Source organism: Kitasatospora saccharophila (assembly GCF_039529925.1).
Taxonomy (GTDB): Bacteria; Actinomycetota; Actinomycetes; order Streptomycetales; family Streptomycetaceae; genus Kitasatospora; species Kitasatospora saccharophila.
The window spans coordinates 1-20,909 of record NZ_BAAANS010000094.1; the positions used below are offsets into that span (position 1 = coordinate 1).

Annotated in this window: 15 protein-coding genes and 1 pseudogene; 10 read left to right on the plus strand and 6 right to left on the minus strand. The window is 75.1% G+C overall.

Annotation, left to right across the window (positions count from 1 at the left end; translation table 11 throughout):
• Window positions 1-322 precede the first annotated feature (322 nt).
• Window positions 323-2,047 (minus strand): beta-ketoacyl synthase N-terminal-like domain-containing protein, encoded by a 1,725-nt coding sequence (locus ABD345_RS37285; RefSeq protein ID WP_344558891.1) that lies wholly within the window; start codon window positions 2,045-2,047, stop codon window positions 323-325.
• Window positions 2,048-2,326: 279 nt separating this feature from the next.
• Here ABD345_RS37285 and ABD345_RS37290 point away from each other — a divergent pair, with 279 nt between their 5' ends.
• The 5 genes from ABD345_RS37290 (at window position 2,327) to fabI (ending at window position 6,547) form a co-directional block, all read left to right on the plus strand.
• Window positions 2,327-3,046, plus strand: a complete 720-nt coding sequence (locus ABD345_RS37290) for a Phenylacetic acid catabolic protein (RefSeq protein WP_344558893.1) — start codon at window positions 2,327-2,329, stop codon at window positions 3,044-3,046.
• 14 nt (window positions 3,047-3,060) lie between these two features.
• Entirely contained in the window at window positions 3,061-4,176 is a 1,116-nt protein-coding gene (locus ABD345_RS37295; RefSeq protein ID WP_344558895.1) for a 4Fe-4S cluster-binding domain-containing protein, read from the plus strand.
• Window positions 4,177-4,296: 120 nt separating this feature from the next.
• Window positions 4,297-4,539: an acyl carrier protein gene (locus ABD345_RS37300; protein ID WP_344558897.1), complete on the plus strand. Its 243-nt coding sequence runs from the start codon at window positions 4,297-4,299 to the stop codon at window positions 4,537-4,539.
• On the plus strand, window positions 4,536-5,714 hold the full coding sequence (locus tag ABD345_RS37305) for a beta-ketoacyl-[acyl-carrier-protein] synthase family protein (RefSeq protein ID WP_344558898.1): 1,179 nt from the start codon (window positions 4,536-4,538) through the stop codon (window positions 5,712-5,714). The genes ABD345_RS37300 and ABD345_RS37305 overlap by 4 nt, the downstream gene beginning before the upstream one ends.
• The gene (gene fabI, locus ABD345_RS37310; RefSeq protein ID WP_344558900.1) at window positions 5,711-6,547 is read left to right on the plus strand and encodes an enoyl-ACP reductase FabI; all 837 of its coding nucleotides are present in this window, start codon (window positions 5,711-5,713) and stop codon (window positions 6,545-6,547) included. Before ABD345_RS37305 ends, fabI begins: the two co-directional genes overlap by 4 nt.
• Before the next feature lie 60 nt (window positions 6,548-6,607).
• Here fabI and ABD345_RS37315 read toward each other — a convergent pair whose 3' ends face one another.
• The 4 genes from ABD345_RS37315 to ABD345_RS37330 form a co-directional block, all read right to left on the minus strand.
• A complete protein-coding gene (locus ABD345_RS37315; protein ID WP_344558902.1) occupies window positions 6,608-7,036 on the minus strand; it encodes a PaaI family thioesterase in 429 nt (142 codons plus the stop codon).
• Complete coding sequence (locus ABD345_RS37320) at window positions 7,029-13,076, minus strand: type I polyketide synthase (protein ID WP_344558903.1); 6,048 nt, start codon at window positions 13,074-13,076, stop codon at window positions 7,029-7,031. Before ABD345_RS37320 ends, ABD345_RS37315 begins: the two co-directional genes overlap by 8 nt.
• Before the next feature lie 183 nt (window positions 13,077-13,259).
• On the minus strand, window positions 13,260-14,348 hold the full coding sequence (locus ABD345_RS37325; RefSeq protein ID WP_344558905.1) for a branched-chain amino acid aminotransferase: 1,089 nt from the start codon (window positions 14,346-14,348) through the stop codon (window positions 13,260-13,262).
• Between the two features lie 168 nt (window positions 14,349-14,516).
• The gene (locus ABD345_RS37330) at window positions 14,517-15,359 is read right to left on the minus strand and encodes a class I SAM-dependent methyltransferase (RefSeq protein WP_344558906.1); all 843 of its coding nucleotides are present in this window, start codon (window positions 15,357-15,359) and stop codon (window positions 14,517-14,519) included.
• 785 nt (window positions 15,360-16,144) lie between these two features.
• Here ABD345_RS37330 and ABD345_RS37335 point away from each other — a divergent pair.
• Genes ABD345_RS37335 through ABD345_RS37355 form a run of 5 tightly spaced genes read left to right on the plus strand, consistent with a single transcriptional unit; the run spans window position 16,145 to window position 20,462 of the window.
• Window positions 16,145-17,101, plus strand: a complete 957-nt coding sequence (locus ABD345_RS37335; RefSeq protein ID WP_344558907.1) for an MbnB/TglH/ChrH family RiPP precursor modification enzyme — start codon at window positions 16,145-16,147, stop codon at window positions 17,099-17,101.
• On the plus strand, window positions 17,098-17,925 hold the full coding sequence (locus ABD345_RS37340; RefSeq protein ID WP_344558908.1) for a hypothetical protein: 828 nt from the start codon (window positions 17,098-17,100) through the stop codon (window positions 17,923-17,925). The genes ABD345_RS37335 and ABD345_RS37340 overlap by 4 nt, the downstream gene beginning before the upstream one ends.
• Entirely contained in the window at window positions 17,919-19,334 is a 1,416-nt protein-coding gene (locus tag ABD345_RS37345; RefSeq protein WP_344558909.1) for an MFS transporter, read from the plus strand. Before ABD345_RS37340 ends, ABD345_RS37345 begins: the two co-directional genes overlap by 7 nt.
• Window positions 19,331-20,107 carry a methyltransferase domain-containing protein gene (locus ABD345_RS37350; protein WP_344558910.1) on the plus strand — a complete coding sequence of 259 codons (777 nt, stop codon included), beginning with the start codon at window positions 19,331-19,333 and terminating at the stop codon, window positions 20,105-20,107. Before ABD345_RS37345 ends, ABD345_RS37350 begins: the two co-directional genes overlap by 4 nt.
• Before the next feature lie 25 nt (window positions 20,108-20,132).
• The gene (locus ABD345_RS37355; protein ID WP_344558911.1) at window positions 20,133-20,462 is read left to right on the plus strand and encodes a DHCW motif cupin fold protein; all 330 of its coding nucleotides are present in this window, start codon (window positions 20,133-20,135) and stop codon (window positions 20,460-20,462) included.
• Window positions 20,463-20,543: 81 nt separating this feature from the next.
• On the opposite strand, the pseudogene ABD345_RS37360 reads toward ABD345_RS37355, so the two are convergent.
• Window positions 20,544-20,909 (minus strand): annotated as a pseudogene (locus tag ABD345_RS37360) (sodium:solute symporter); the annotation flags it as partial.

Here is a 20,909-nt window from a genome sequence, read left to right on the forward strand (position 1 = left end):
CCGCCTGACGACTGCCCCACAGATCCAACTTCGCTGTCGCAAGCTAGCGTCAGTCCAACTTCACTGGCAAACCGTCCATCTTCGTTGTCACAGGACACGGTCGGAGGAACCGGTGTCCCCGGCGGTGCCGCTCATCCTCGGGCGCGTCGGCCGCGGGACCCACCGGTCCCCGGGCGGCGCGCCCGTCGAGCAGCCCGGCCGGCGGGCGGGCGGGGCCCTCTGTGGGGAGGGTTCCCCGTCCGGGCGCCGGTCTCCGGTGGGGGCCGGCCGGTGCGCGGTGCCGTGCCGGCCGGCCCGGCCGCCCGGGCGGGTGGGGGTGGGCTCAGAGCGGCCGGATCGAGTACGGGGTGCGCTGCCAGGGGTAGCCGGGCAGGTCGGCGGCCGGGCGGTCGTCGGCGGGGGCGCCGTCCGGGAGGGGTTCGCCGGGGGGCAGTTCGCGCACCCGGGGGTCCTGTTCGCCCCGGGCGAGGGCGGTCAGCGCGGCGCGGGCCTCCGCGGGGTCGGCGGAGGTGATCCAGGCGGCCCGGCCGAGCCGGGTGCGGCCGTGGGTCGCGGTGCGGGCGAAGGCGGGGTACGGGTGCCGGGTGACGTCCTCGGCCCAGCGGGCGGCGAGTTCGCGCAGCGCCTCGTCCTGGTGGGCGCTGATCGGGAAGCCGCGCACGGGCGCGTCGGCGTCGGCGTCCGCGTCCGGGCCCGGGCCCGCGGGTTCGGGAGCCGCGGCGAGCACCACGTGGGCGTTGGTGCCGCTCATGCCGAAGGAGCTGACGGCCGCGCGGCGCCCGGCGTCGGCGGGCCAGGGCACGGTCGCGGTGGGGACGGTCAGGCCGCTGCCGGCGATCTCGATCCGCGGGTTCAGGGTCTCGAACTGGGCCTGCCGGGGGATCCGCCGGTGCTGGAGGCAGAGCACGGCCTTGATCAGTCCGAGGACTCCGGCGGCGGCCTCGGCGTGGCCCAGGTTGGCCTTGACGGAGCCGACGTGCAGCGGGCGGCCGGTGCCGCCGAGCGCGGTGCGGGCGGCTTCGAGTTCGATCGGGTCGCCGAGCGGGGTGCCGGTGCCGTGGGCCTCCAGGTAGCCGACGTCCTCGGGGCCGAGCCCGGCGGCGGTCAGGACGGAGGTGATCAGCCGGCTCTGGGCGAGCCCGTTGGGGGCGGTGAAGCCGGAGGAGCGGCCGTCCTGGTTGACGCCGCTGCCCTCGATGACGGCGAGGATCCGGTCCCGGTCGCGCCGGGCGTCGGGCAGCCGCTTGAGGATCAGCGCGCCGCAGCCCTCGCCGCGGACGAAGCCGTTGGCCAGGGCGTCGAAAGGGCGGCAGCGGCCGGTGGGGGAGAGGGCCTCGGTGCGGGCGATCTCGGCGGTCGAGCGGGGGGCCAGCACCAGGTTGACCCCGGCGACCACGGCGGTGTCGCAGTCGCCCGCGGCGAGGGCGCGGGCCGCGGTGTGGACGGCGACCAGGGAGGAGGAGCAGGCGGTGTCGACGGCCAGGGCGGGGCCCTGCAGGCCGAGGGTGTAGGCGATCCGGCCGGCCGCGAAGCAGTGGCCGTTGCCGATCAGCCAGGAGGAGTTGGGTTCGCCGTCGGCCCACTGCCGGTAGTCCTGGCCGGTGATGCCGACGAACACGCCGGTGGATCCGGCGACCCGCCCGGGCGGGAGGGCGGCGTCCTCGAACGCCTCCCAGACGACCTCCAGCAGCAGCCGGTGCTGCGGGTCCAGGCCGCGGGCCTCGCGCGGGGATATCCCGAAGAACTTCGCGTCGAACCCGAGGACGTCCTCCAGGTACCCGCCGCGGGTGAGCAGCCCGTCCCAGCCGCCGGGGAAGGCGCGGCGGCGCTGCTCCGGCAGTTCGCCGGTCAGGTCGCGGCCCTCGGTGAGCGCCTGCCAGTAGGACGCCCGGTCGGAGATCCCGCCCGGGGCGCGCAGACCGGTGCCGATCACGGCGATCCGGTCGTTCTCGCGCCGTTCGTCCAACTGCGCGCGCAGCGTGCGAATGGTTTCCATGGCCCGGCGCAGCGGGCCGGCGGTGCTTGCCGGGTCCTGAGTCGAGTGCACCGGCGGGAGTCTAGCGACCGCCGGTGGCGGCCGCAGGACGAGTTCCGTGACTGTTCTGCATGGTGAGACGGGAGTGGCGGTGAGGACCGGTCAAACCGGTTCATAGTACTGGAGTTTGACGATCACTCATCACACGGGTCTGGCCCGAACACGACCGGTTGTGGCAGGGTCGGGGTGAGCCACCGGGGGGGAATTCCCGCTCAGCTGCCGCACCCTGACGTCCGGTCAACGGGTGGCGCGCACCCCTCCCGGCGTTTTTAGCCGAAGAGGTGAGGGCACATGACGACGCAGATCTTAGACGACGAGGAAGTCGTGGTGCGGACGCCGGAGGAATTCCGGCGGATGCCCCGCGATTACCAGAAGATGCTGATCAGCCAGATCACCATCAACACGGAGGGCGAACTCTCCGGCGGCGACGACTACGCGCTGATGTTCCTGCCGCTCGCGCCGAGTTCGGAGGAGCGCCAGGTGTGCGCCGAGCGCGCCACCGAGGAGTACGACCACTACAAGATCGGCAAGCGGATCCTCGCCGACCTCGGGGTCGACACCTCCTACATGGAGACGCAGTCCATCTCCGAGCGGGTGCTGTTCGCGGACGACCGCATGCACGACTGCACCACCTGGGCCGAGCGCGGGATCTACTCCTACATCGGCGAGGAGACCGCGATGGTGATGCTCCGCGAGTTCGCGGAGAGCAGCTACAAGCCGTGGGCCGAGGCCGTGCGCACCATCATCCTGGACGAGAAGATCCACATCGCCCACGGTGCCCGGGTCTGCCGCAACCTCGCCGAGACCGAGGAGGGCCGCGCGCAGCTGCAGGCGGCGCTGGACCGGCTGTGGCCGATGTTCGTCGGCATCCTGGGGAGCCCCAACACCAAGCGCTCCCAGCTGGCCGTCCGCTACGGCCTGCGCAAGACCACCAATGCCGAGGCCATCGAGGCCTGGCGCGAGAAGGTTCTGCCGCGCATCGCCAATCTCGGCCTGCGCGTCCCTGAGTGAGTCCCGGAGACGCCATGGCCACCCCTGTCGTGATCACCCCCCGTCCGCCGTCCCGCGCCGAGTCCAAGGCCCGCCTGCGCGGCCTGCTCGCCGACCGGCCGGACTACGCGGAGCGGCTCAAGACGCTCCGCGGCATGGGGCACCGCGTGCGCGCCTGCGAGGTGCACCTCACCACCACCTGCAACATCCGCTGCAAGGGCTGCTGGTACTTCGAGGGCGGCTTCGACACCGCCGTCAAGGAGACCTCCGACCCGGGCCTGATCCGGGAGTTCGCCCGGAAGCTCGCCGCGGACGGCGTCACCCAGGCCACCCTGATCGGCGGCGAGCCGACCCTGGTGCTGGACCGGGTCCGCCCGTTCGTCGAGGAGCTCCCGTACATCACGATCTCCTCGAACGGCCTGCGGCCGCTGCCCCGCGAGGGCTACGAGAACGTGGCGATCGGGATCAGCCTCTTCGGCGGCGGCCCGCTCGACGACCAGCTGCGGGCCCACCGGCCCAACGGCTCCTCGTTCACCGGCCTGTTCGAGAAGGGGCTGGGCCACTACAAGGACGACCCCCGGGTGACCTTCGTCTTCGCGCTGTCCGAGGACGGGCTGGAGTACGTGGAGCCCACCGTCCGGGCCATCCGCGACAACGGCAACCTGGTGACGTTCAACTTCTACAGCGAGCACGGCTCCGACCACCCGCTGCGGATCGAGAACGAGCAGCGCACCCTGGCCGAGGCGCTGCGGGTCAAGGAGCTGTACCCGGACACCGTGGTCAGCCACCCGTACTTCATCGAGACGCTGATCACCGGACGCACCCACTGGAACGGGCAGTTCGGCTACGACGTCTGCCCGAGCATCAGCGTCGACATGCCGGAGCACGAGCTCCGGGTCGGCAACGGCAACCCGGTGCTGGACGGCTTCGCGGTGTACGGCGCGGACTACAAGACCCTGCAGTTCTGCTGCACCTCCGGCGACTGCGGCGGCTGCCGCGACAGCCAGGCGGTCTACAGCTGGCTGATGGTCAGCCTGAACCACTTCCTGGACAGCTCCGAGCGGCTGGGCACCTGGCTGGACCTGGCCGAGAGCTACTGGCGCCAGTGGTACTGGGCGCAGGGCCAGTCGCCGGCCTTCCAGCGGCCCTGAGCGCACGCCGCTCCGAGCCCGGCACCCCGCAGCACCGCTGTACTCCGCAGCACCCGCAGTACCCTGCGCCCCGCAGCAGGCGCGCCCGACCCACCTGACGCACCAGAGTAAGGAACGACCATGTCTGTCACCGCCGAGGCGGTACTCGACCTCATCCGCGTCGAGCTCGTCGAGTCCGGGGTCGAGGAGGAGACCATCTCCCCCGACGCGAAGTTCGACGACCTGGACATCGACTCGCTGGACGCCGCCGAGCTGATGGCGACCATCAAGCGCGAGTACGGCGTCACCATCCCGCGCCCCGAGCTCGCCGGGGTCACCGTCGACCAGCTCGTCGCCAGGATCGTCGAGCAGGCCGCCAGTTGACCTCTGCCGTCGCGGTCACCGGCGTCGGTGCGGTCACCCCGCTCGGCGTCGGTGCCGCCGTCCTGACCGCCCGCCTCAAGGCGGGCGAGAGCGGCCTGGGCCCCGGTGAGGGCCGCTGCACCGAGTTCGACGAGGGCGAGCACCTCGGCCGCCGGGAGCGCCGCCGCAACGCCAGGTTCGCCCAGTTCGCGCTGGTCGCCGCCGAGGAGGCGCTGCGGCAGGCCGGCTGGTCGGCCGGGCTGCCCTACCCGGCGGAGGAGATCGGCTGCGTCATCGGCACCGGCCTCGGCGGCGTGCCGGAGGCCGGCGCCGCCGCGTCCGGCTCCCCGCTGACCGTCCCGCTGATGATGCCCAACAGCGCCGCCGTGGCGGTCAGCACCCGGCACGGGCTGCGCGGGGAGTCCTTCGCGGTGTCCGGCGCCTGCGCGGCCGGGGCCCAGGCCATCGGCCACGGCCTGCGGGCCGTGCGCTCCGGGGCGGCCCGGGCGATGGTCGTCGGCGGCGCGGAGGCCGCCCTGCTCCCGCTGGTGCGGGACTCGTTCGCCGCCGCCGGGGCGCTCTCCCCGACCGGCCGCTGCCTGCCCTTCGACGAGGAGCGCGACGGCTTCGTGATGGGCGAGGGCGCGGGCGTCCTGGTGCTGGAACGGGTCGAGGACGCGCTGGCCCGGGGCGCCGGGATCCTCGGCCTGGTGCTCGGCTACGGCGCCAGCTCGGACGCCCACCACCTCACCGCCCCCGCCCCCGACGGCGCGATGGCCGCCCTGGCGGTCCGGCGCGCCCTCGCGGACGCCGGCACCGACCCGGCCGGCCTGCACTACGTCAACGCGCACGGCACCGGCACCCGGCTGAACGACGAGGCCGAACTGCGCTCGCTGCGGCTGGCCCTCGGCGCGGAACGGGCGGCCGCCCTCCCGCTCTCCTCCACCAAGGCCGCCACCGGGCACCTGTTCGGCGCGGGCGGCGCGGTGGAGGCCATCGTCACGCTCGACGCGGTGCGCACCGGCTGGGCGCCGCCCACCCTCGGCCTGTCCCGGCCCGACCCCGCGCTCGAACCGGCCGACCACCTCCGGACGGCCCGGGAACTGGCCCCGCCCGGCGGCGCCCGCACCACCGGACTGTCCAACTCGCTGGGGTTCGGCGGACACAACGCCGTCCTGGTACTGGGAGCACCATGACCGCCACCACCGCCACCACGACCGGCACCGGCACCGGCCTCGACCTCACCGGCCGCCGCTACCTGGTCACCGGCGTCACCAACCGGGAGTCGATCGCCTGGCACGTCGCGGCGGCCCTGCAGCGCTCCGGCGCCGAGATCCTGCTCAGCTCCTTCGGCCGGGCCGCCCGGATCACCCGCAAGGCCGCCAAGCAGCTCCCGGTCGAACCCGGCCTGCTCGAACTGGACGTCACCGACGAGGCCGCGTTCGCCGCCCTCGCCGACGAACTCACCCACCGCTGGGGCGAGTTGGACGGCGTGCTGCACAGCGTCGCCTACGCGCCCGCGGACGCCGTCGGCGGCGACTTCCTGGCCACCCCGGCGGCCAGCGCGATGACCGGCTTCCAGGTCTCCGCGTACTCGCTGCAGCGGCTCGCCGCCGCGCTCGCCCCGCTGCTCGCCAAGGGCGCCCGCGGCGGCAGCATCGTCGGCCTCACCGTGGACAGCAGCCGGGCGCTGCCCGGCTACGACTGGATGGGCGTCTCCAAGGCCGCGCTGGAGGCCGTCGCCCGCTACCTGGCGCTGAACCTCGGCCCGGACGGCGTCCGGGTCAACCTGGTCGCCGCCGGACCGCTGGAGACCCTCTCCGCCAAGGGCGTCGGCACCTTCGACGCGCTGGCCGACCACTACGAGCGCTGGGCCCCGCTCGGCTGGGACCGCACCGACCCGGAGCGGGTGGTCGGCGCCGTCCTGTTCCTGCTCTCCGACCTCGCCGCCAGCACCACCGGCCAGGTCCTGCACGCCGACGGCGGCCTGCACGCGGTGGCCGCCGGCATCGGGCAACCGCCGCGCTGACCCGCGAACGCGGTGGTGGGGGGCGGCCGACGGCCGCCCCCCACTGCGTCGCGGGCCCGGTCAGCCGCGGGCCCGGCGCCCCGGGAAGGCGAAGTGCAGGGTCGCCACCACCACCGGGGCGCCCCCGAGGTCCTCGACGGTGGCGCTGAAGACGCCCGTGCGCCGCCCCAGCCGCACCGCCTCGATCCGCACCCGCAGCGGGGCCGGCTCGACCGCCTCCAGGAAGCTGGCGCTGCTGGAGGTGAGCACCGCCGCCGGGGTGGCGCCCAGGAAGGCGCTGACGGCGAGGTAGGCCGAGACGTCGGCGATCGCGAAGAGCGCCGGGCCGGACACGGTGCCGCCGGGCCGGGTGGGCAGCGCCTCCGGGTCCGCGGTGCACACCAGGCCGGTCGCGGTCACCTCGGCGACGCGCAGCCCCTTCCAGTCGGGGAAGTACTCGGTCAGCAGGGCCTGGACCTCCGCCGCGGTCAGGATCGGCCGGTCAGCCATGGGTCCCCGTTCCGGTGGTGTCGAGCAGGTCGGACAGGGCGGTGCTCAGGCGCGCCGCCGTCCCGTACTTCCACAGCAGGGTCGGGCTCAGCCGCAGGCCGAGCCTGGTCTCCAGCCGGTTGCGCAGCTCCAGCGACATCAGCGAGTCCAGGCCGAGCGCCTTCAGCGGGGTGTCCCGGTCCATCGCGTCCGGGTCCACCCGCAGCACCTGCGCGGCCTCCTGGTTGACCACCGCCTCCAGCAGCGGCAGCCGCTGCTCGGCGGGGACGTCGCGCAGCCCGCTGTCGGCCACCGCCCGCTGCGCCGTCGCCAGCGACTGCCAGCTGGTCAGCGCGGCGAGCGCGGGGTACGTCTCGATCCAGCGCTGCGGGTCGAGCGCCACGTAGGCGACCACGCACTCGTCGCCCTCGACGAAGGAGAGTAGGGCCCGCCAGCAGTCCGCGGCCGTCACGCCGCCCATGCCCCGGTCGGCGAGGCGCTCGCCGCGGCCGGCGTCCCGGGCGGCCAGGCCGATCCCGGCGACCGGGCCCCACTGCACGCTCAGGCCCGGCAGGCCCGCGGCCCGGCGGCGCACCGCGAGCGCGTCCAGGCCGCTGTTGGCGGCGGCGTAGGCGGCCTGCCCGGCCGTGCCGACGAAGGCCGCCGCGGAGGAGAAGAGCACGAACAGGTCGAGCTCGTCGTCCGCGGTGAGCTCGTCCAGCACCCGGGCCGCCACCACCTTGGGGCGCATGACGCGCTCCAGCCGCTCGGCGTCGAAACCGGCCAGGGTGGCGTCGTCCAGGACGCCCGCCGCGTGGAAGACGCCGCGCAGCGGCGGCAGGGTGGCGCGGACCTCGGCCAGCACCTCCCGCATCCGCTCCGGGTCGGCCGCGTCCGCGGCCCACACGCCCACCTCGGCGCCGCGGGCGCGCAGCGCGGCCAGCCGCTCCGGGTCGCCCGCCCCGGAACGGCCGAGCAGGGCGACGGCGCCCGCGCCCCGGTCGACCAGGAACTCCGCCAGGGACAGGCCGAGCGCGCCCAGCCCGCCGGTGACCAGGTAGGTGCCGCCGGCCCGGAAGCGGCCGCCGGGCAGCGGGGTCGGCACCACCGGCCCGGCCTGCGCCGGGTCGGTCAGCACGATCTTGCCGAGGTGCTCGCCCCGGGACATCGTCCGGAACGCCTCCCCGGCCTCGGCGAAGGGCCGCACCAGGCAGGGCAGCGGGGTCAGCGTGCCGTCCTCCACCCGGTCCCAGACCGTGCGCAGCAGGCGGGCGAAGCGCTCGGGCCGGCGGCGCAGCATCCCGGCGACGTCCACCGCGGCGAGGGTCAGCGAGCGGCGGAACGCGCCCAGCCCGACCGAGGTGTCGGCGTGGATGTCGCGCTTGCCGACCTCCACGAACCGGCCGTCCTCGGCGAGCACCTCCAGTCCGAGCGGGATCGCGGCCCCGGAAAGCGAGTTGAGCACCACGTCCACGCCGCGGCCGCCGGTCGCGGCCAGCACCTGCCCGGCCCAGTCGAGCCCGCGCGAGTCGAAGACGTGCTCGACGCCGAGTCCGCGCAGGTGGGCGCGCTTCTCCTCGGTGCCGGCCGTGGCGATCACCTCGGCCCCGGCGGCCCGGGCCACCTGCAGCGCGGCCAGGCCCAGCCCGCCGGTCGCCGAGTGCACCAGGACGGTCTCGCCCGGCGCGACCCGGGCCAGCTCGACCAGCGCGTGCCAGGCCGTCACCAGCACCATCGGCAGCGCCGCGCCCTGCTCGGGGCGGAGCGCGGCGGGCAGCGGCACCACGTGCCGGGCGTCCACCGTGACGTGGGTGGCGAGCGCGCCGAAGCCGCCCGCGACGACCCGGTCGCCGACCGCGAGGCCCTCGACCCCGGGGCCGACCGCCGCGACCGTGCCCGCGCAGTCCAGGCCCAGCAGCGCGCGGTCGGGCGTGTCGTCCGGGTAGACGCCCATCGCCTTCATCACGTCGATGAAGTTGAGCGAGGCGGCGGACACCGCGAGCTCCACCTGCCCGGGCCCCGGCGCGGTCCGCTCCAGCGGGCGGCGCACCAGCGAGTCGAGGCTGCCGGGCCGGGCGGCGTCCAGCCGGAACGCCCGGGCGCCGGTGCCGCCGCCGGTGCGCCAGGGCGCGGGGGTGCGGGAGGCGCCGCCGCGGACCCGGCGGCCGACCAGGCGCTCGCCGCCGCGCAGCACCACCCGGTCCTCGCCGGCCGCGAGTTCGGCCATCAGCCGGTCGGCGCCCTGCGGCAACGGCAGGTCGGTCTCGATCAGCCGGGCCGCGAACTGCGGGTACTCGGCCTGCAGGACGGCCAGGAAACCGGGGTAGCCGCCCGCCGCCGGGTCCCCGTCGCGGGTCACCACGGCGAGCCGGACCGACGGGTTCTCGGCGAGGCAGCGCCGGACCAGCCCGGCCAGCTCGACCAGCCCCGCCTGCTCGACCCGCTCGACCGTCCCGGCCGCCCCGCCCGGCTCGCTCTCCGGGGCGAGGAACACCGCGGTCCCGGCCCCGGCCAGCGCGTCCAGCCCCGCCGCGCCCGGCAGCAGGTCGGTGCGCGCGCAGACGACCGTCCCGGCCGGCGCCGGCAGGTCCGGGCGCGCGGACGGCTCGAACTCCGTCCGGTACACGTCGCCGGCCGGGTCGTCCGCGTCCCGGCGGCCGGCGGGCAGCGCGGTCAGCTCCAGCCCGTCCAGCCGGCCCACCGGGTTGCGCCCGGCGTCGAAGACGTCGAGGTCGAAGAGCTCCCCGCGGCGGCGGGCGTGCACCCACAGCCGCTCCGCCCCGGGCGCGTCCAGCACCGCGGAGGCCAGCGCCACCGGGACGCACGGGCCCTCCCCGGCGGCCAGTGCCGCCTGCAGGACGCCGTCCCACAGCACCGGGTGCAGGGCCTGCGCCAGCTCGCCGGACCGGGCCCCGGCCGGGCGGACCAGCTCGACCAGCGCCTGCCCGTCCGCGACGTGCGCCCGGACCACCGGGCGGAACGCCGGGCCGTAGCCGAGGCCGCGTTCGGCGCACCGCCGGTAGAACTCCTCGGCGTCCGACTCCTGCGCGTCGAGCAGGTGCGCGGGGAACGGGCGGAACTCCACCGGCCCGCCCCAGGAGGCCCGGGCCCGGCAGTGCCCGGTCCAGCCGCCCTCGTGGGCGGAGGCGGCCGCCAGCAGGCCCGCCGAACCGGCGCCGGGGCGCCAGGTGACCGCGAGCCGCACCGGCTCCGCGCCGAGCGCGAGCGCCGAGGGCAGCCGGACGTCGCGCAGCACCAGCGGCCCGTGCGCGCGGTCCGCCAGCGCGTGCTGGAACAGCGCCAGGTAGCCGCCGGCCGGCAGCACCACGGCGTCGTGCACCCGGTGGTCGGCCAGCCAGGGGTGGGCGTCCAGGCCGAGGGCGGTCCCGCCCTCCCAGACGCCCCGCGCGGTGGACGGCGCCAGCGCCAGCGCCAGCCGCCCGGCCGCCGGGGCACCGCCCCGGGCGGGCCGCACCCAGTGCCGGGTGCCCTGGAACGGGTACGGCGGCACCGCCACCGGCTCCCCGTCAGCGGGCCGCGGGCCGCGGACGTCCAGGCCCGAGACGTACGCCCGGCCGAACGCGCCCAGCAGGTCCCGGTGCGCGCCCTCGCCGCGGCGCAGCGTGCCCAGCACGGCCGGCGGCTCGGGGCGGGCCTCGCCGGCCTGCCGCAGCGCGGCGCCCAGCCCGGGGTGCGGGCTGATCTCGACCAGGTGCGTCACGCCCTCGTCGAGCAGCCGCTCCACCGCCTCGGCGAACCGGACCCGGCGGCGCAGGTTCTCCGCCCAGTAGCGGGCGCCCACCTCGGTGCCCGCCAGGTCGGCCAGGTCCACCGTCGACAGCATCGGGATCCGGGCCGGGCGCGGGCGCACCGGCTCCAGGGCGGCCTCGATGGTCGGCGCCAGGGCGTCGATCTGCGGGCTGTGCGAGCCGTAGTCGACGTCGACCAGCCGGCAGAACACCCCGTCGGCCTCCAGGATCTCCTTCAGCAGCAGCACCGATTCGCCGTCGCCCGAGAGCACGCAGGAGCGCGGCCCGTTGTGCACGGCCAGCTCGACCAGGCCCTCGAAGCCCTCCAGCGCGGCCAGCGCCTCCTCCGGCCCCAGGTCCACCGCCAGCATCCGGCCGAACCCGGCGACCTGCCGCAGCAGTTCGCTGCGCCGGCTCACCACCAGGGCGCCGTCGGCCAGCGACAGCGAACCGGCGACGGTCGCCGCCGCGATCTCGCCCTGGCTGTGGCCGATCACCAGGTCGGGGCGGACCCCGGCGGCGGTCCACGCCGCGGCCAGCGACACCGACATCGCCCACAGCGCCGGCTGGACCCGCTCGACGGTCGAGGTGTCCGCCGCGCCGGTCACCAGGTCCCGCACGTCCCAGTCGACGTGGCGGGAGAGCGCCTCGGCGCAGCCGTCCATCGCGGCGGTGAACGCGGCGTCGTGCCCGTACAGGCCCGCGCCCATGCCGGTCCACTGGGCGCCCTGGCCGGGGAAGACGAACGCCACCCGGCCCACCTCGCGGGCCCGGCCCGCCGCGGCCTCCACCAGCTCGGGGCCGATCAGCGCCCGCCGCTCGGCGAAGTGGTCGCGCCGCCAGGCCAGCGTCCGGGCCAGCCCGCGGGCCGGGGCGCCCGCCGCGAGCCGCTCGCGCAGGTCGGCCTCGCGCCGCTCCAGGGCGGCGGCGGTGTGGCCGCTGAGCGGCAGCAGGAACGGCGCCGCGCCGTCCTCGTCCCCGGCCTCCCCGGGGGTCGGCTCCCGGTCCGGGGCCGCGGTGACCACCACGTGGGCGTTGGTGCCGCCCCAGCCGAAGGAGTTGACGCCGATGTGGCTGCCCGGCGCCAGCGCCAGCGGCTCCCGGGCGACCGCGAGGTTCAGCCCCGCGAAGTCGATGTCCGGGTTCAGCTCCTCGGCGTGCAGGCTGGCCGGGACGACGCCGTGCTCCAGCGACAGCACCGACTTGATCAGGCCGGCCAGTCCGGCGGCCGGCTCCAGGTGGCCGATGTTGGTCTTCACCGACCCGATGTGCAGCGGCCCGGCGGTGCGGGCCCGGCCCAGCACCCGGCCGAGCGCGGACGCCTCGGCGCCGTCGCCGCGGACGGTGCCGGTGCCGTGCGCCTCGACGTAGGCCAGCGCGTCCGGCGGCACCGCGCCGCCGCCGTACACCCGCTCCAGCAGGTCGCACTGCGCGGCCGGGTTCGGCGTCACCAGGCTGTCCCCGCCGCCGTCGTTGTTGACCGCGCTGGCCACCACCACGGCCCGCACCCGGTCGCCGTCGCGCAGCGCCCGGTCCAGCCGCTTCAGGTACACCGCGGCGACGCCCTCGCCGCGCACGAAGCCGTCCGCGCCCGCGCCGAAGGCGTGGCAGCGGCCGGTGGGCGACAGGCCGCCGAAGTGGGTCAGCCCGACCGTCACCTCCGGCGTCAGCATCAGGTTGGAGCCGCCGACCAGCGCCGCCTCCACCTCGCCGTGCCGCAGCGCCTGGCACGCCTGGTGCAGCGCCACCAGCGAGGAGGAGCAGCTGCTCTCGACGGTCAGGCTGGGGCCGGTCAGGCCCAGCACGTAGGAGACCCGGGCGGAGAGGATGTCGAGCGAGTTGCCGACGATGCTGTGCTGGGTGGCGCCCGCCCCGCGGTCCTTGCGCAGCAGTTCGTGGTCGTGCCAGAGCGCGCCCATGTACACGCCGGTGCGGGTGCCGCGCAGGTCGGCGGCGGGGCGGCCGGCGTCCTCCAGGGTGCGCCAGACCGTCTCCAGCATCAGCCGCTGCTGCGGGTCGAGGACCTCGGCCTCGCGGGGGGAGATCCCGAAGAACTCCGCGTCGAACCGGTCCACCCCGTCGAGGAAGCCGCCGACGGCCTGGATCTCCCGGGTCGGATCGACCACGTCCGCGGGGTTCCAGCGGTCCGGCGGGACCGGGCCCACCGCGTCACCGCCGCTGATCAGCAGCTCCCAGAACTCCGGTAGGTCCGCCGCCCGGGGGAACCTCGCAGCCATGCCGACGATCGCGACGAGGTCGGTCCGTACGTCTTCCAACTTCCCCCCCACAGGCCACAACTGACTCAGCGGCACTCATCCTGCTGCCATTGTCGTGAGCTTGTCGAGCAGTTGTCCGAAGACTGAGAACCGGGGGACGGGACGGCGAACGGGACGGGACGGGCCCGGGGAGGGGCGGGGAGGCCGCCCGGGGCGACCGGCCAGGGGGCGGCACCGGCAGGTCGCCCGGGGGCCCGGGGCGGGGTCACGGCATCCGGGTCACAGCACCCGGCGCATCCAGCCGTGGGTGTCGGGGACGCGGCCGAACTGGATGTCCAGCAGGTGCTCGCGCAGGGCGAGGGTCTGCTTGCCGGGCTGGCCGTCGCCCACCGCGAAGTCGTACTCCGCGGCCTTGAGCCCGACGATCGGGGTGATGACCGCGGCGGTGCCGGCGGCGAAGACCTCGGTGATCGTGCCGTCGGCGCAGCCCGCGCGCAGCTCCTCCAGGGAGATGGAGCGCTCCACCGGGGTCAGCCCGAACTTCTCGGCCAGGGTCAGCACGGTGTCCCGGGTGACGCCCTCCAGGATCGTGCCGAGACCGGGGGTGAGCAGCTCGCCGGAGGAGGTCACCAGGCACAGGTTCATCGTGCCGGACTCCTCCAGGCGGCCCTCGCCGCCCGCCTGGTCCAGGTAGAGGACCTGGTCGCAGCCGTTCTCCTTGGCCTCCACCTGCGCGGCCAGGCTGGCCGCGTAGTTGCCGCCGCACTTGGCGTCGCCGGTGCCGCCGGGCGCCGCCCGGGTGTAGCGGCTGCTGACCCACAGGGTGACCCCGGCGACGCCGGAGGCGAAGTACGGGCCGGCCGGGCTGGCGATCACCGAGTAGACGCACCGCTCGGCGGGGCGCACCCCGAGGAACGCCTCGGCGGCGAACATGAACGGGCGCAGGTACAGGCTCTCCTCGGTGGTCGGCACCGGGACCCACGCCTCGTCGGCCTTGACCAGGGCCTCGACGCTGGCCAGGAAGTCCGCCTCGTCCAGCGCCGGCAGGGCCAGCCGGGCGGCGGAGCGCTGGAAGCGGCGGGCGTTGGCCTCCGGGCGGAACAGCCAGACGCCGCCGTCCGCGTGCCGGTACGCCTTCAGGCCCTCGAAGATCTCCTGCGCGTAGTGCAGCACCGCGGTGCTGGGGTGCAGCGAGAACGGTTCCAGGGCCCCGACCCGGGCCTCGTGCCAGCCGGCCTCGGGGGTCCACACCGCCGACGCCATGTGATCGGTGAAGTAGCGGCCGAACGCCGGGGCGGCGAGGATCGCCGCCCGCTCGGCCTCCGGCGCGGGGTGCGAACTGGGCTGCAGGACAAAGTCGAGACTCATGGTCAACTCCTCAAGGTCAGCGCGAGCCGGGCACCCATCCGAAGGCAGCCACCGCTCATCGGCGCTGCTGGACATGCTAATGCCGGGCCACCGGGCCCGGCCCGCCGCGGCACCGCAATCCGCCGGGCCCGGCCCGCCCCGGCACCGCGATCCGCCGCGCCGGGCGGCTCAGTCGCGTCCGCCCACCGAGACGTGCCAGCCGAGCGGGAGCCGCCGCACCCCGTCCGGGTCGGCGTGCTCGGCGCTGAGCTCCTCCCAGCTCGCGTCGAGCGCGGCCTTGAACTCGGGCGGCTGGACGGCGAAGGCCCAGTACGCGGTGCCGGCCAGCGAGCGCAGGTTCTCCCAGTACTCGGCGGCGGTGCCGGCCACCACGTCCCGGGAGAAGGTCCGGCGGTCGGTCACCGGCAGTCCGGCGCGGGCCAGTTCGGCGGTGACCAGGTCGGCGGTCAGCTCGAACGGGGCCATCGCCTCGTCGGGCAGCTCGAAGCCGTTGATCGCGGAGCCGAGCACCGCGCCGCTCAGGGTGAGCGCCACGCACTCCCCGGGCTCGCACCAGGACTGCAGGAACAGCCGTCCGCCGGGCCGCAGCACCCGGTGGCACTCGGCCAGCGCGGCCGGCAGGTCGGGCAGCACCCAGGCGGTCTTCAGCATCGTGACGGCGTCGAACAGGCCGTCCTCGTAGGGGAGTTCCATGGCCGAGCCGACGGAGTAGGAGAGCCGGTCGCGGACCTCGGGGGCGGCCTGGGTGCGGGCGGTCTCGGTGGCGAGCCGGACGGCCGCGTCGGAGTAGTCGAGGCCGTGGACCCGGGCGGCGGGGATCGCGGTGGCCAGGGCGGTGGCCAGGGCGCCGTTGCCGGAGCCGATGTCGAGCACCGAGCGCGGGGCGGCCTCGGCGACGGTGGCGACCAGGGAGGCCGCCAGTTCGGCGCCGACGTCGCAGGATCCGGTGCCGCGGGCCTCGGCGACCCGGTTCCAGTGCTGCTGGGAGAAGTAGTCCAACTCGATGTCCATGCGTTCCCTCGTCCTCTCCGGCGCCCGGCCGTCGCGCGCGCCGCGGTGTTCGGCCGCGTGTTCCCCGGCGCGCCGGAACGGCGGCCGTGGCCACCGAAGTCGAACACGGGCGCGTCGCGGCGTGCCAGGGGTCCGGGCCGCGCTCTCGCCCCGACCTGCCGTCAGAACGCCGCAATCACCGGCAAATGCACCGCGTCCGTTCCGCAAACCCCGACCGTCCGGAATGCGCTCCGGACGGATGGCTTTTCGGACATGTCATGGCCACAGTCGAACTGCCGTTCCCCGGACGATCACTGATGTCGCGACAGCGAAGCCGCAGCTCAACGCCCGTACTGTTGCGGGAGTGTTGCGCACGGCCAACGGCCGGTTTCCCTACCGTGAAGGCCCGGTGAAATGCCGAGCTTCGAGAGAGGACTGGTGCTCGCCAGATCCGTGGTGTGGACTTCGTGCCGGGTCACCCGCCGGTCACCGCCGGCGCTCTCGGTGGTCCTGACGGTCAAGAACCGCCCGCGGCGTGATGTCGTATCCCTGGAGGGGGGTGACGCACATGGAGACCACCACGATCGTTGTGTCCCGCGAGGCCGCGGCTCGCCGCAACCCGACCTGCTGAAACAGCGTCTGATCCGGGGCCACAAGCGCCCCTGAAGCACCCGCACCACCCCAGACGTCGGCAGCACGCTGCTGCCTGAGCGGGCGGTTCTTGACTGCCAAGACCACCGAGCACCACCGAGCACCACCGAGCACGCGGGTACCACCGAGCAGGGCAGCAGCGGAAGGTGAGGACGTTGAGCGGGCCAGTGACACCGCTGGGCATCGGGCTGCAGTACAACCCCGAAGTGGCCGAGTGGTTCCCCTTCCACGAGTCGCGGATCGACGCCGTCGAGGTCCTCCTCGACACCGTCATCGCCCCGTTGGACAGCCCGCACGTGATCCTGCCCGACCGGCTCGCCGAGATCGACGCGCTGGTCGCCGCCGAACCCACCGTCATCGCGCACTCCAACTACGGCGCCGAGTTCGGCTTCGAACCGCTGGAGCGCACCGCCGCCGTGCTGCGCCACGTCCCCGCCGCGCAGCGCTTCGGCAGCCCGTGGATGAGCGACCACTGCTTCTACGGGGACGGCTCCTGGTCCGACCTGTGGAGCTCCCCGGTGCAGTTCTCCCGGGCCGAGGTGAACCGGCTGGCCGAGCGGGCGAGCCGGCTGCAGGAACTGCTGGGCGTGCCGCTCGCGCACGAGAACGCCGCGTACTACGTGCCCTGCCCGGGCGCCGACCTGGCCGAACCGGACTTCCTGGCCGCCCTGGTCGAGAAGGCCGGCACCCACCTGCACATCGACCTGCACAACATCCACACCAACGCGGTCAACTTCGGCGCGTACACCCTGAAGTCCTACCTGGACGCCCTCCCGCTCGACCGGGTGGTCGAGGTGCACGTGGCCGGCGGCAGCTGGTCCGGCGGCGTCTACCACGACTGGCACGACTCCCGGGTGCCCGAACCGGTCTGGGAGACCCTGGAGGACCTGCTCACCCGCTCCCGCCCCGGCGCCGTCGTCCTGGAGGTGCAGGGCCGGGCGCACTCCTCGCACACCCGCGAACTCGACCCGCACGCCGACGCCGAACTGATCCTCGGCGACCTGGAGCGCGCCGCGCTGATCTGGGACCGGGTCTACGGCCCGCACAGCCGCCGCACCACCGCGCTCCCCGCCGCGGCCACCACCACCGCCGGACCCGGAGAGCCCGCGTGAACCCCGAACGGACCTGGCAGCTGTGGCGGCGCGTGCTGCGCGAACCCGCCCTCGCCGAAGCCGTCATCGCCGGCGACGTCCTGGAACGCGCCGCCGAGTTCGGCCTCGACCCGGAGCAGACCGAGATCGCCGCCGAGTACGCGAAGAACGGCCCCGGCGTGAAGTGGGCCGTCGACGCCTACCGCTACCGCCTGCTGCGGGTCACCCCCGGCGCGGTCGCCGAGGGCGCCCCGCTCACCGCCCGGGCCCTGCGCCAACTCGGCCACGACCTGGACGCGCTGGCCGCCGGGTACGTGGAGGCCAGCGGCTGGGCCGACCGCGGCCCGTACGTCTACACCGTCACCGCCGAGTACCTCGACCACCTGGAGCGCACCCTGCCCGCCGGGCCCGGCAGCGGCCCGCTGCTCGACCTGCTGCGCCTCGAACGGACCGCCGCCCGGCTGATCGCCCGCAGCGCCCGGCCCGGGCCGGCGGCGGACGGGCCGACGGCGGACGAGCCGGCCGTCCCCGGCTGGACCGGGCGTGGCGCCGTCGTCCGGCTGGAGCACGAGATCCTCGGCTGGCTCGCCGACCCCGAGGGCACCTCCCTCGCCGACGCGCCCGCCGCCCCCGGGGCGCTGCTGGTCCGCCTCGACGGCTCCGCCGAGCTCTACACCCTCACCGGCATCGGCGGCCCCGCCGCCCGGGCCATCGAGGGCCTCGCCGCGGGCCTGCCGGTCGAACGGATCGCCGCCGACCTCGGCCTCGACCCGTCCGACGCCGGACTGCGCGGCCTGCTGGACTCGCTCACCGACTGGGGCCTGCGGGACGTGACCTCTTGCTGAGCCGGCTCCCCGGCCGGTACGGGCTGCTGTGGACGGCGAGCCTGGTCTCCTGCGTCGGCGACGGCGTGCTGCTCACCGCCGGGCCGCTGCTGGTCCTCTCGCTGAACGACAACCCCACCGTGGTGGCCGGGGCGCAGGTCGCCGTCACCCTGCCGTACCTGCTGCTGGGCCTGGTCGGCGGCGTCGCCGTCGACCGGTTCGACCGGCGCCGCCTGATGGCGGGCCTGGACTTCGTGCGCAGCGCCCTGCTGGCCCTGGTCGTGTTCTCGCTGCTGGTCGGCGTCGCGCGGATCCCGCTGCTGCTGGTCACCCTGTTCCTGCTGGCCGCCGCCGACACGGTGTTCCGCACCGCCGTGCAGACCACCCTGCCGCTGCTGGTCCCGGCCGAACGGCTGGTGCGGGCCAACGGCCGGCTGATGGCCGCCGAGACGCTCGGCCTGGAGTTCATCGGCCCCGCGCTGGGCGGCCTGCTGTTCGCGGCCGCGGTGTCGCTGCCGTTCGTCGTGGACGGCGTCTCCTTCGCCGCGTCCGGCCTGCTGGTGCTGCCCGCGCTGGCCGGGCCGCGCGCCACCTGGGCCGCCGACGGCCCCGGGGCCGCCGCCGCTGCCGACGCCGCCGCTGCCGACGCCGCGGCGAAGAGCGCGCCGCGGGCGCCCCGGCCCGGGATCCGCGGCGTGCTGCGCGAGGCGGGCGAGGGGCTGCGCTGGATGTGGCGGGAGGCCACCCTGCGCTTCCTGGCCACCTCCTCGGCGACCATCAACTTCTTCACCGGCGCGACCAACGCGGTGATCGTGCTCTACGCGCACGACGTGCTGCACCTGGGCAAGGCCGGCTTCGGCCTGCTGCTCTCCTGCGCGGCCGCCGGCGGCGTGCTGGCCGGCTTCGTCTCCGGGAAGATCGCCGACCGGCTGGGCGTGCGCGGCTGCCTGACGCTGGCCGTCGGCCTGCAGGCGGTCGACCAGACGGTGCTGCTGCTGGCCCACGACCGGGTGCTCACCGCGCTCGCGCTGACCTGCTCCAGCTTCGCCGTGGTCCAGTTCAGCTCGGTCAGCCTGGCGCTGCGCCAGTCGACCATCCCGAAGGAGCTGCTCGGCCGGGTCACCAGCGTCTACCGGATGCTGGCCTGGGGCTCGCTCCCGGTCGGCGCGATGACCGCGGGCCTGTTCGTGGGCTGGTTCGGGCTGCGCTCCACCTTCGCGCTCGGCGCCGTCGCGCTGGCGGTGCTGGCCGTCCTGGTGCTGACCCGGGCCGCCGCGCTCGGCCTGGAGATGCCCGTCCCGGCCGCGCCCGCCGCGCCCCCGGCCGTGCCCGTCACCGTGCCCACCACCGCGCCCCCCGCGGATCCGCAGACCGAGGAGGCGGCCGCCACCGGGCCCGCCCGTACCGACCGCCGTCAGGAGACGTCGTGAGCGAAGCGACCGAGAGCCTTCCCGCACTGGCCGAACTGAAGGCCATGGCCGACGACCCGCGGTTGCTGGACGTCGGCGACGGCATCGTGCCGATCGACACCCGCTGGTCCTTCGCGGGCGGCACCCCGCAGAAGTTCGACAACCACGTCAGCAAGAGCGTCCCGCTGTACTCCGAGGGCCACGCCCTGATCAGCCAGTGCGTGGAGTTCTTCAGCCGGCGCGGCGGCCTGATCATCGACGTCGGCTGCTCCACCGGCACGCTGCTCGCCCAGATCGCGGCGAAGGAGTGCTGCAAGGACGTCTCGCTGATCGGCTTCGACATCGAGGCGGACATGGTCCGGGTCGCCCGGCAGCGCTGCCGCGAGCTGGAGAACGTGACGATCCGCCAGGGCGACATGCTCTCGATCGACTACAACGGCGCCAACGCCGTCATCATGTACTACACGCTGCAGTTCCTGCCGCCGGGCGACCGGCACACGGCGATGCGGATGGTCTGCGACGGACTGGTCGAGGGCGGCGGCCTGCTGCTCTTCGAGAAGACCCTGGAGCCGGACTCGCGGACCCAGGACATCGTCCAGCAGCTGTACGCCGAGTTCAAGCTCGACAACGGCTTCGACCCGGACGAGATCTACCAGAAGGCGCACAGCCTGCGTTCGGTGATGGCGCCCCAGCGCAGCTCGGAGACCCACGACCTGCTGCGCGAGGTCGGGTTCACCAGCATCACCACCATCCAGAAGTACCTTCACTTCGAAGGGATCCTGGCGATCAAGTGAAGCAGGCCGAGGAGGGCCGACAACGATGAAACTGGACGGGTTCGACTTCACCGCGACCGACTGGAGCGCGGTGCCGCGGGAGTCCCGGCCCGGCGAGACGGGGACCGTCAGCCAGCGGGTCCAGCACTTCGGCGAGGTCCGGGTGCGGCTGGTCGAGTACAGCCCCGGCTACGCGGCCGACCACTGGTGCCACAAGGGCCACGTGCTCTACGTCCTCGACGGCGAGCTGACCACCACCCTGGACGACGGCCGGGTGGTGGTCACCCCCCGGGGCGGCAGCTACCAGGTCGCCGACGGGCACGAGGCGCACCGCTCCGGCACCGAGCACGGGGCCACCCTGCTGATCGTCGACTGAGCGCCGTACGGGGAGAGGGGACGGGGGCCGCGCACCTGGCGCGGCCCCCGTCCCCTCTCTGCTGCTACCGGGCGCTCCGGGTCAGTGCGCCACGGCGGGCTGCGGGGCCTGCTCCACGGCCTCGTCGCCGGCCTCCGCGCGGTAGTCGGCCGGGGAGGTCTCGTCGGTCCCCTCGGGGGCCTTCGCGGCCCGCAGGACCAGGGTCAGGACCACCGCCACCACCAGGTTCAGCACGAACGCGGTCAGGCCGATGTAGCCGACCTGCTCGATCACCGGGATCTTCGCGCTGCTGCCGGCGAAGTGCTTGGTCGCGGGGGAGGAGATGCCCCACGCCTTCCAGGTGCCGTAGGCCATGCCGGCCGCCCAGCCGGCCAGCAGCGCCCAGCGGTGGAACCAGCGGGTGAACAGGCCGGCCACCAGCGCCACCGCGGTCTGCAGGATCCACAG

What these genes read in the sequence shown, in the direction of transcription:
- ABD345_RS37295 (WP_344558895.1), top strand. Translation starts at nt 3,061, where the DNA reads ATGGCCACCCCTGTCGTGATCACCCCCCGTCCGCCGTCCCGCGCCGAG.
- ABD345_RS37325 (WP_344558905.1), bottom strand. Translation starts at nt 14,348, where the DNA reads ATGAGTCTCGACTTTGTCCTGCAGCCCAGTTCGCACCCCGCGCCGGAG.
- fabI (WP_344558900.1), top strand. Translation starts at nt 5,711, where the DNA reads ATGACCGCCACCACCGCCACCACGACCGGCACCGGCACCGGCCTCGAC.
- ABD345_RS37315 (WP_344558902.1), bottom strand. Translation starts at nt 7,036, where the DNA reads ATGGCTGACCGGCCGATCCTGACCGCGGCGGAGGTCCAGGCCCTGCTG.
- ABD345_RS37290 (WP_344558893.1), top strand. Translation starts at nt 2,327, where the DNA reads ATGACGACGCAGATCTTAGACGACGAGGAAGTCGTGGTGCGGACGCCG.
- ABD345_RS37330 (WP_344558906.1), bottom strand. Translation starts at nt 15,359, where the DNA reads ATGGACATCGAGTTGGACTACTTCTCCCAGCAGCACTGGAACCGGGTC.
- ABD345_RS37300 (WP_344558897.1), top strand. Translation starts at nt 4,297, where the DNA reads ATGTCTGTCACCGCCGAGGCGGTACTCGACCTCATCCGCGTCGAGCTC.
- ABD345_RS37355 (WP_344558911.1), top strand. Translation starts at nt 20,133, where the DNA reads ATGAAACTGGACGGGTTCGACTTCACCGCGACCGACTGGAGCGCGGTG.